Source organism: Alcanivorax sp. HI0044 (assembly GCF_001634945.1).
Window position 1 is genome coordinate 1 of sequence record NZ_LWEZ01001756.1, and the last position, 546, is coordinate 546.

A 546-nucleotide genomic window follows, 5' to 3' on the forward strand; every position below is an offset into this window, starting at 1 on the left:
GGGCCAGTTCAATGCATAGAGGGTTTTCGGCGAGGTGGCGGTATTGATCCAGCCAGTTCAGGCAGGCGGCGACATGATGCAGGGTGTGATAGTGGCGATGGGGCTCGCTGTAGCGGGAGGCGAGTTGTTGCCAAGTGGCTTGCGGGTTGGGCACTAGCCGGGCGACGACGCGGTTCCAGCGTTGTTGCAGCGCTGGCACGGTAGTCACCCGACCTCCTCCCAGGGTTTGCCGTCCTCATCCACAAACCGCACATCCCGCACGGTGAGCACTTTCCCCTGCTGGTTCTGAACCACTACCGGTGCCAACGGCTCGCCGCTGTGGCCATCCACCAGTTGCATGGCGTCTTTTTCGCCGTTCCAGCGTTCGCTCCACTGACGCAGGGCGGTGACCACGGTAAACAGATCCCGGCCCTTGTCGGTGAGGCGGTATTCGTAGCGCTTGCCGTGCTCGCCCACGTCCACACGCACCATCACGCCGTTATCCACCAGCCGCGACAGGCGGTTGCAGAGAATGTTTTTGGCGATGCCCAGGCTGTGCTGGAAATC

1 protein-coding gene and 1 pseudogene are annotated in these 546 nt (G+C 62.3%); both read right to left on the bottom strand.

The annotated features are described in order from the left end of the window. A pseudogene (locus A3730_RS26280) lies at positions 1 to 208 on the bottom strand (hypothetical protein); the annotation flags it as partial. Beyond that, positions 205 to 546 (bottom strand): helix-turn-helix domain-containing protein (locus A3730_RS26285; RefSeq protein ID WP_063539297.1); only part of this gene is annotated, 342 nt, incomplete at its 5' end. The gene A3730_RS26285 and the pseudogene A3730_RS26280, both read right to left, overlap by 4 nt.